Raw genomic sequence first — 9134 nt, forward strand, 5'->3', positions numbered from 1 at the left:
AATTATCGGAGAAACTCTGTAACGCGGACGTAAGGTGCAGCGATTCTCCGGTAGAGGTCGTCGATGTGTGTACCCCCGAGCACATATCGGCGGCCTCTTCCCATGCCTGCTGCGGCCACGAGCAGCACAGGGCAACACCTTGGTCGACGTCTGGCGGCAGGTCACCGTGACGCTGTGTGGCGAGACAGTCACGATATACCGTCAACCTCATGCCACGCCCAGGCATGGTGTTGGCCGCATACGCGTCTGCTGTCTCCCAAGCTCACGTCGATCTGCTCGGCACCCTTGACGTCTCCCTTCTTAATCGCGCTGCAACTGCCGTCTTGAAACGGTTCCTTCGCACCTGACATCGCCAAAGCGCGGCACCCGCCGTTGTGTTGTCAGACGCCCACACGTTGATCGTCCTTCGTAGGCATAGGGGCTCAGAGGTGGTGGGACGGCCACCTACGATTCGAGCGGCAGCCGGGCGCCAAAGACCCAGCGCTTGGCTTGGGCGGAGTTCCCCTGGCTTCCTCCGAAGCAGCTCGAGCTCATGGGAGGGGACTTCTCCGTGGCTGAGCGCGGTGGCGCGGCATCGCCCATATGCAGCTCGTATTCGCTCGAAGCCCAGGTAGCTCGCCCGGTACGGATCGGCAGGCTCGTAGGGGAGCCCTGTCATCGATGACCTTGCCGGGAACTCTGTGAGCGCTGTGGTGTGACGTGTCTCCTGCGACTCTCCGGCGACCGGAACGTCGGCCGTCTCGATGCAGGGAAAAGGGAGCAAAAACCGGTACGAGGCAGGCAAAGCGGGGTGGCGGCGTCCAATGGATTTCCGAATCCGGGTACCGTTCCCACTATGGCATCGCCTACAGGAACCACCGACGCACCCTTCGGCCGTATGCTGACTGCGATGGTCACGCCGTTCACGCCCAACGGTGAGGTCGATGATGCGGCTGTGCGACGTCTTGCCACCTATCTGGTGGATGAGCAGCGTAACGACGGTTTGATCGTCAACGGGACGACCGGTGAGTCGCCCACCACCTCGGACGACGAGAAGCAGCGCATCGTCAGCGCCGTTGTCGAGGCGGTCGGCGATCGCGCGACCGTTGTGGCAGGGGCGGGCACCAACGACACGCGCCACAGCGTCGAGCTCGCGAAACAGGCGGCACGTGCCGGTGCGCACGGCCTGCTGGTGGTGACGCCTTACTACAACAAGCCGCCGCAAGAGGGCCTGTATCGGCACTTCAGCGCTGTCGCCGATGCAACCGACCTTCCTGTGATGCTTTACGACATCCCGGGGCGGAGCGGCGTACCGATCAAGACGGAAACGTTGATCCGCCTGGCGCAGCACGATCGCATCGTGGCTGTCAAGGACGCGAAGGGTGACCTGTTCGGCGCCAGCCAGGTGATGATCTCGACCGATCTCGCCTTCTACTCCGGCGACGACCTGCTCAACCTGGCCTGGCTGTCGCTGGGCGCCGCCGGGTTCGTCAGTGTCGTCGGACACGTGGTGGGCGCCGAGCTGGCGCGCATGATCCGCCTGTTCCAGAGTGGCGATGTCGAGGAGGCGCGGGCGATCAACAGCCAGCTGGCTCCCGTGGTCGACGGCATCATGCTCCGTGCGGGTGGCGCGATCATGGCGAAGGCCGCTCTGGGCATGGTGGGGATGCCGGTCGGTCCAGTACGGCTTCCGCTCGTGGAAGCAACGGAAAAGCAAATCGCCGAGCTGCGTGCTTGCCTGGTGGCCGGCGGGGTGAAATTGACAGACGCATAGGAATGGGGAGGAACCAGAAGTTTTGAGAACACGATCTGACCGTGGGGGCCAGGCATGAGCCATCCGCATCCTGAGCTTGGCCCCCCACCCGCGCTGCCTGAAGGCGGCCTGCGCATCGTTGCGCTCGGCGGGTTGGGGGAGATCGGCAGGAACATGGCCGTCTTCGAATATGAGGGTCGCCTGCTGATCGTCGATTGCGGGGTGTTGTTCCCCGAGCCCGACCAGCCGGGCGTCGACCTCATCCTGCCCGATTTCGAATACATCAGGGACCGGCTCGACGACATCGAAGCCGTAGTCCTCACGCACGCCCACGAGGACCACATCGGGGCGGTGCCGTACCTTCTGCGTGAGCGGCGCAACATTCCGCTCATCGGCTCCAGACTCACGCTTGCCCTGATCGAGGCCAAGCTCACCGAGCACAGGATCCAGCCGACCAAACACGAGGTCGTCGAGGGAGAGCGGCACCGCTTCGGGCCGTTCGACTGCGAGTTCCTCGCCGTCAACCACTCGATCCCCGACGCGCTCGCCGTGGCCATCAGGACCCCGGCGGGCATTGTGCTGCACACCGGCGACTTCCGGATGGACCAGCTGCCGAGCGACGGCCGTCTCACCGACCTGGGCGGTTTCGCCCGGCTCGGTACAGAGGGCGTCGATCTGCTGATGTCCGACTCCACCAACGCCGAGGTGCCGGGCTTCGTCACCAGTGAGCGGGAGATCGGGCCGGTCATCGACGAGGTGATCCGCACCTCCGAGCAGCGGGTCATCGTGGCCAGCTTCGCCTCGCACGTACACCGCATCCAGCAGGTCATGGATGCTGCCGCCCGGCATAGGCGCAAGGTGGCTCTGGTCGGGCGTTCCATGGTCCGCAACATGGGCGTGGCCCGGGACCTCGGATATCTGAAGGTGCCGCCGGACCTGATCGTCGACGCGCGCGACATCGAGGAATGGCCGCCGAAGGACGTAGTGCTTGTCTGCACCGGTTCGCAAGGCGAGCCGATGGCGGCGCTGTCGAGGATGGCCAACCGTGACCATCCGATCCGCATCGCCGAAGGCGACACCGTGCTGCTGGCATCGTCGCTGGTGCCCGGGAACGAGACCGCGGTCAACAAGGTCATCAACGGGCTCACCAGGTGGGGCGCCCGGGTCGTGCACAAGGGCAACGCCAAGGTGCACGTCTCCGGTCACGCGGCCGCGGGTGAGCTTCTGTACGTCCTGAACCTGACCCGGCCCTCGAACTTCATGCCGGTGCACGGCGAGTGGCGCCACCTGCGCGCGCACGCCAAGCTCGCAGCGCTCACCGGCGTGCCCGACGACCACATCGTGATCGCCGAAGACGGCGTCGTGGTGGACCTGGTCGACGGCAGGGCGAAGATCGTCGGTGCCGTGCACGCCGGCTACGTCTACGTGGACGGCTCGTCGGTGGGCGAGATCACCGACACCTCGCTGAAGGACCGCAGGATCCTCGGCGACGAGGGGTTCATCTCCGTGGTCGTCGTCGTCGACTCCAGCACCGGCAAGCTCACCGCCGGCCCCGAGATCCACGCGCGTGGATCGGGCATCGACCCCCAGCAGTTCGATGAGTTCATCCCGCAGATCCAGCGAGCCCTTGAAGAGAAGGCCGCGGACGGCGTGGTGGACATGCAGGAGATCCGCCGGGTGGTGCGCCGTACCGTGGGCCGCTGGGTCAGCGACACCTACCGCCGCCGACCCATGATCATCCCGGTGATACTCGAGGTCTGACCCTCCCGACGGTACGGCAGGCAGCTCGGCCTGCCGTACCCGAGGAAGGCCGGACATCCAACGGCCCCCGTTGCCCGTGGGGCCGGCCTGTCCTCCCCTGCTGGGCTGTCGTGTGCGCACGTCGGTCAAATGTCCTTTCGGCGGATCAGCCACATGGCGGCAAGCAGGGGAACGGCTGCGTAGGCGACCAGGCACACGGCCGCCAGCGCCGGTGGCAGGAGCGAGCCGTACACCGAAGAAGCGTTGCTGCCGCCGATGAGCTGGCGCGGGAGCGCGCCGATCATCACAGAGCCGAGACGTTCGCTCCAGGGCTCCGGAATGTTGCCGATGACCATGGGGATCACGTAGACGAGACCGACGATGATGGCGATCGCCCCGGCGGTGGAGCGTAGGAGTGCGCCGAGCCCCAGGCCGAGCAGCGCGAACGCCGGCACGGTGAGGCTGAGCGCGATCAGGAACGGCAGCCGGTCGGAGAAGGCGCCGGCGTACGCGCCGGAGAAGCGGTCGCCGAGCACCCCTCGGCTCACGATGTAGGTGCCGAACGTCGTCAGCAGGCCGACGGCCAGGCCCAGCGCGCCCACGATCGCCGCTTTGGCTGCCACGATCGGCCAGCGACGGGGGACCATCGTGGCGCTCGTCCTGATCAGTCCGGTCGCGTATTCCGACGTGATCGCCAGCGTGCCGAGGATGCCCAGGCAGAGCTGGGGCACGATGACGAGCACTTCCTCCAGGTCCGCGATCCGGGCGCCCGGCTGCTTCTCGGTGGGAGCGGCGTCGTACATGCCGGCGGCCATCACCGCGAGTGCGAAGCCCAGCAGGACGGTGCCAAGACCGAGGCCGAGGATCAGCTGGGTCGAGCGGACCGAGCGGATTTTCAGCCATTCGGAGGTGAGAACGCTCATGCGGACATCCGTTCGGCGTAGATGGTCATCGCCAATGCATTGGCCCGAGGCGTGAGGAGAACAACATCTGCGCTCATCGCCGGGCGCCACGGCGTTGAGCTTCTGCTCCGACTCACTGACGCGTGCACTCCCTGTCGATGCGCCGGGGCGAAGGTGAGAGGGTTTTCGGGCAGCTTGGAGTGGGTGTCGGTGGGCGAGGTCATGCGTCTCTCCGCCTGAGGGTGTAAGAGCCGATGGCGAGGGTGACGACGGGGTAGGCGAACAGCAGGGCCAGTGCGGCCCACGGCGGCAGGAAACCGTCGCCCAGACGGGACGAGAGCCGTTCGTCCGCGATCTGCGGCACGAGGTTGGGCAGGAGAAGCGTCGAGACGCGTGTGTTCCAGGGCGGCGGCAGGTAGACGGCGATGCCGGGCAGCACGAAGAGCAGCGCGATGACCGACACGATCGCTCCTGCCGTCGACCTGATCACAGCGCCGAGGCCGAGCCCCACCAACGCCAGCGCGGTCGCTGACAGACCCGAGGCGAGCAACATCGGCAACTCGTCGGCGAACGACGCCTCGTTGAAGCCCAGGTAGCGATCGCCCGCCATCAGACGGCTGGTCGCATGGGTGACGAAGAGGATCACGTGGGCCGCCAGGAACATGGTCAGACCGACGACGCCGCTCTTGGCCAGGAGTAAGGTCCCGCGTTTCGGCACGGCGACCAGGCTCGTGCGGATGGTGCCCGTGGCGTACTCGGACGTGATGGTGAGCACTCCGAGCACGGCGAGGCTCATCTGGAGGAGAGGGAGGAATCCCTGCTCCGGAGCGGCGGCGCGCACGCTGCCGCGCTCGTCGGCGAGGCCGGTCGCGTAAAGCGTCCACACGATGCCGAGGACTATGGGCAGAGCAGCGGTCGCCATCGCGTGATAGGTGGACGCCACCGAGCGCAACTTGAGCCATTCGGAGGAAAAGACCGCTGTCATCGGGCGCCTCCGTACTGGACGCTGCCGGCGGTCAGCGCCAGGTAGGCGTCTTCGAGCGAGTGATGGCGGGCCGTCAGCTCCGTCACCGTGGCCTCTGCGACGAGCCTGCCGCGGCCGACGATGACGATGCGGTCGGCGGTGAGAGCCATCTCGCTCATGAGATGGCTGGAGAGCAGGATCGTCCGGCCCTGCGCGGCGAGTGAGCGCATCAGCTCACGGATCCACCGCACGCCGTCGGGATCGAGGCCGTTGACCGGCTCATCGAACATCAGCACACCCGGATCGCCCAGCAACGCGGCGGCGATGCCGAGCCGCTGTTTCATGCCGAGGGAGAACCCACTCACGCGCTTGCGCGCCACGCCGCCCAGCCCCACCTGGTCGAGCACCTCGGCCACGCGTCTCGACCCGATGTCGTTGGTGCGGGCCAGGCAGAGCAGATGGTCGTAGGCACTGCGCCCGCCGTGAACGGCGCCCGCGTCGAGGAGCGCGCCCACCTCACGCATCGGCCTGCGGAGCGAGGCGTATCGGCGCCCGCTGACGAGCGCCTGGCCGGAGGTCGGCGCATCGAGGCCGAGGATCAGGCGCAACGTCGTGGACTTGCCCGCGCCGTTGGGCCCGAGGAAGCCGGTCACGTGGCCGGGCTGGACCGTGAAGGACAGGTCGTGTACCGCGAGGGTGCTGCCATAGCGCTTCGTGAGGTGGTGGAGTTCGATCACGCCGTAGAGGATGCCGGGCGGCGGGCCGCCGGCGCGTCGGACCACGGTTGGAACTTCAAGGTCAAACCCTGGGTTGACGTGCGAGCTCCGCTTCGGCGCTACGGTTCAACGCGTGGCCGACACGTATCCCTTCTTCGCCAGGCCCCTGAGCCGTCGCCAGCTCGTCACGCTGGATGCGGTGGCCGGGATGTGCTTGGCGTTCGTGTTCCTCACCGTGACCGTCCACGCCACCGCACTGCCGCCGTGGGCCCGGATCGCCCTTCCGCTCGGGCTGGGCCTGCCCCTGGCCGCGCGCCGCCTGTGGCCGCTGCCTGTCTTCTGCTTGACGCTCGTGTTCGCCGTCTTCGCCGCAGTGATCGGCGCCGTGGGTTTCGCCTACATCGCGCCCGCGTACGCCCTTTACATCGTCGCGCTGTCCGACAAGCTCGGCCCCGCGGTCCCGACGTCGGCCATCGGTGTGGTGAGCCTGAGCACCGTCCTCGCCCTGACGGTGGCGGGCACGCCTCGAGACACCGCTCCCGACTGGCTGCTCCACATCGACCAGCCGCTTCTCGGCATCGCGGCTCTGGGCGGAGCCTGGACGGTCGGTCGGGCCGTGCGGGAGCGCAGGTTCTACGCCGCCCGTGAGGCCGAACGGATGGCGGCGCAGGCGGTGACCGACGAGCGGCTACGCATCGCCCGCGAGTTGCACGACGTGGTCACGCACAGCGTGGGGCTGATCGCCGTCAAGGCCGGGGTCGCCAATCACGTCATGGCCACCAAACCAGAGGAGGCGCACGACGCCCTGCGCGTCATCGAGACCGCAAGCCGGAGTGCCCTGGTCGAGATGCGTCATCTGCTCGGCGTGCTCAGATCCACGGCGGCTCCTGACCTTGTGCCCGCGCCCGGCCCGGCGGGGATTCAGCAATTGGTCGAGCGGGTCAGGCAGGCGGGGGTCGAGGTGGAGTTCGAGCTCCACGTCGAAGCCCGTCACCGTGCGGGCCAGTCCGAGAGCGGGGAGTGGGACGGGCTGCCCGACGGCTTGGGGCTGTCGGTCTATCGCATCGTGCAGGAGGCGCTCACCAACGTGGTCAAGCACGCCCTGCCGGCGCACTGCCGAGTGTCGGTGGTGGCCGACGGGAAACAGGTCCGGATCGAGGTCGTCGATGACGGGCGGGGGAGGTGTTCGCCGGCCGCTGACGGTGCCGGGCATGGTCTGATCGGGATGCGGGAGCGGGTCACGATGTACGGCGGCGTGTTCGAAGCCGGGAGTCTGCGCGGGCGGGGATTCCGGGTCTTCGCGACGTTGCCCTATCAGGAGGTGTCGTGATTCGGGTGGTGGTGGCCGACGATCAGGCGTTGCTGAGGGGGAGTTTCACAGTGCTGGTCGACTCCGAGCCCGACCTGGAGGTGGTGGGTGAGGCGGCGACTGGCGTCGAGGCCGTTTCGGTGGTGTTGGAGCAGCGTCCGGACGTGGTGCTTATGGACGTACGAATGCCGGAAATGGATGGTATTGAGGCTACTCGTCGTATCAAGGATGTCGCGCGGATCCTTGTTGTGACGATGTTCGATCTCGATGCGTACGTTTACGATGCACTTCGGGCCGGCGCCAGTGGGTTTTTGCTGAAAGATACGCCGCCTGCTGATCTGCTCGCCGCCATTCGGGTGGTCGCGAGTGGCGAGGCATTGCTGGCTCCTACGGTGACGCGCCGGCTTATTGAGGAGTTCGCCCGCACTCCCGCGCAACCCCGACTGAAAGGCTTGGACGGGGTTACCGAACGGGAGCGGGAAGTGCTGATGCTCATCGCTCGTGGCTTGTCGAACGGGGAGATAGCGGCGGAGCTGCAGCTGAGCCTTGCCACGGTGAAGACGCACATCACTCGCTTGCTGGCCAAGTTGGAGGCCCGGGATCGGGCGCAGCTGGTTATTGCGGCTTATGAGAGTGGATTGGTCTCGGCTGCTGGGTGATGTCAGGTTTTAGGCGGGGCTCCGTCACTCTCCGTTCCCGTGTTAAAATTTTCCTGTTGCTTTCGACAGCCACGCCAAGTGCGCGCCGCCGAATGGGCTTTTCCCGTGTCCCACTGCATTCATCAGCCATTGCGCGGTTCTCTGAGCTTGCATGATCAAATCGGGTGGATAATTCAGCAGCACTTGATGGAGAGCGAATTCGTCTTCGTCGTCGAGTATCAGTCGTCCGTCTCTCATGCGGATCACGTCCAGGTCGAGGTCGAGCATGGTCACCTCGTCATCCCTCCACTCCGGAATGGTGGTGACGTCGACGTAGATCTCGCTCCAGTGGGGCGGTGTGTTGAACGAAGCAGTCCACCAGGCGTTGCGAGGAAACAGCATGATCGTTGTTGTCTCCCAGGTGATGAGCGGGCCGTCGTCGCCTTTGCGGGCTACCGTTCCGCCCGGCACTTCCACCCAGACGCCGTGCTCGTCCTCCCCGAGCAGGCGGCCCGGATGATGCCAGTGCAATGCGCCGCCGTACTTACGGAAGACGACTCGCACATCAGTCATAAGGAGAATCTTTCATATCCGGGCTGTACGCAGAAGGTGCCGGTCGAGTGTTGATGGCCCGGTGCGCGAAAGATCCGCGGGATGGCAGGGGCGCACATGTGTGACTAGGACCTGTTTTGAGGCTTTGTCGGGTGTGGAAGCTTTATGCGATGTGGGTGGGTGTTGAAGTCCAGAGTTGACGGCAGCTCATCGCGTCGCTGGTTTTGTGCAATTCAGTAAGTTCGGCCTGTGGGCTCGCGGCCTTTGTTGCTGGGTATGCGTTGCTGAGTATGGGGTGCGGGGGTGCGGGGTGCCGGTGATCCGGGGTGCGGTGGTTTGCAGGCTGTCCCCGATATAGTGATGGTCTGAGTCTTCGTTGGAATAGCAACAGTCTCAGGGGTGTGTGGGAATAGCAGTGGTTCGCAAGGTGCGTTGGATATGGCAGTGGTCGCAGGTACTACATCCGTAGATCTTGATTCGTTTGGCTCCGCCACGGGATGTAGTTGCTTCATCGTCAGTGCGTGACATGCGCTCTGACCTACGATCTTGTCGTGTCCTGGGATACGGAACTGACCGCGCTG

7 protein-coding genes and 1 pseudogene are annotated in these 9134 nt (G+C 65.8%); 4 read left to right on the plus strand and 4 right to left on the minus strand.

The genetic code is table 11. The features are described 5' to 3' along the window. Positions 1–835: 835 nt before the first annotated feature. Entirely contained in the window at positions 836–1753 is a 918-nt protein-coding gene (gene dapA, locus E1286_RS25250; protein ID WP_132616079.1) for a 4-hydroxy-tetrahydrodipicolinate synthase, read from the plus strand. A gap of 54 nt (positions 1754–1807) precedes the next feature. Continuing rightward, positions 1808–3493, plus strand: coding sequence for a ribonuclease J (locus E1286_RS25255; protein ID WP_132616081.1), 1686 nt, complete (start codon positions 1808–1810; stop codon positions 3491–3493). 125 nt (positions 3494–3618) lie between these two features. Here E1286_RS25255 and E1286_RS25260 read toward each other — a convergent pair whose 3' ends face one another. The 3 genes and pseudogenes from E1286_RS25260 to E1286_RS25270 form a co-directional block, all read right to left on the minus strand. Continuing rightward, positions 3619–4485, minus strand: a complete 867-nt coding sequence (locus E1286_RS25260; RefSeq protein ID WP_132616083.1) for an ABC-2 transporter permease — start codon at positions 4483–4485, stop codon at positions 3619–3621. Between the two features lie 109 nt (positions 4486–4594). Next, positions 4595–5359 carry an ABC transporter permease gene (locus E1286_RS25265; protein WP_132616085.1) on the minus strand — a complete coding sequence of 255 codons (765 nt, stop codon included), beginning with the start codon at positions 5357–5359 and terminating at the stop codon, positions 4595–4597. A 74-nt stretch (positions 5360–5433) separates the two neighbouring features. Further along, positions 5434–6075 (minus strand): annotated as a pseudogene (locus E1286_RS25270) (ABC transporter ATP-binding protein); the annotation flags it as partial. A 112-nt stretch (positions 6076–6187) separates the two neighbouring features. On the opposite strand from E1286_RS25270, the gene E1286_RS25275 reads away from it, so the two are divergent. Together E1286_RS25275 and E1286_RS25280 are read left to right on the plus strand one after the other, a co-directional pair. Then, the gene (locus tag E1286_RS25275; RefSeq protein ID WP_223190351.1) at positions 6188–7384 is read left to right on the plus strand and encodes a sensor histidine kinase; all 1197 of its coding nucleotides are present in this window, start codon (positions 6188–6190) and stop codon (positions 7382–7384) included. After that, entirely contained in the window at positions 7381–8022 is a 642-nt protein-coding gene (locus tag E1286_RS25280; protein ID WP_132616087.1) for a response regulator, read from the plus strand. Before E1286_RS25275 ends, E1286_RS25280 begins: the two co-directional genes overlap by 4 nt. Positions 8023–8064: 42 nt before the next feature. On the opposite strand, the gene E1286_RS25285 is transcribed toward E1286_RS25280, so the two are convergent. Next, positions 8065–8574, minus strand: coding sequence for a DUF402 domain-containing protein (locus E1286_RS25285; RefSeq protein WP_132616089.1), 510 nt, complete (start codon positions 8572–8574; stop codon positions 8065–8067). Between the last annotated feature and the right edge of the window lie 560 nt (positions 8575–9134).

This window comes from Nonomuraea terrae, from assembly GCF_004348995.1.
Taxonomy (GTDB): domain Bacteria; phylum Actinomycetota; class Actinomycetes; order Streptosporangiales; family Streptosporangiaceae; genus Nonomuraea; species Nonomuraea terrae.

Excerpts from the sequence above, each read along its gene's own strand:
- dapA (WP_132616079.1), top strand. The coding sequence starts at position 836 with ATGGCATCGCCTACAGGAACCACCGACGCACCCTTCGGCCGTATGCTG.
- E1286_RS25255 (WP_132616081.1), top strand. The coding sequence starts at position 1,808 with ATGAGCCATCCGCATCCTGAGCTTGGCCCCCCACCCGCGCTGCCTGAA.
- E1286_RS25265 (WP_132616085.1), bottom strand. The coding sequence starts at position 5,359 with ATGACAGCGGTCTTTTCCTCCGAATGGCTCAAGTTGCGCTCGGTGGCG.
- E1286_RS25285 (WP_132616089.1), bottom strand. The coding sequence starts at position 8,574 with ATGACTGATGTGCGAGTCGTCTTCCGTAAGTACGGCGGCGCATTGCAC.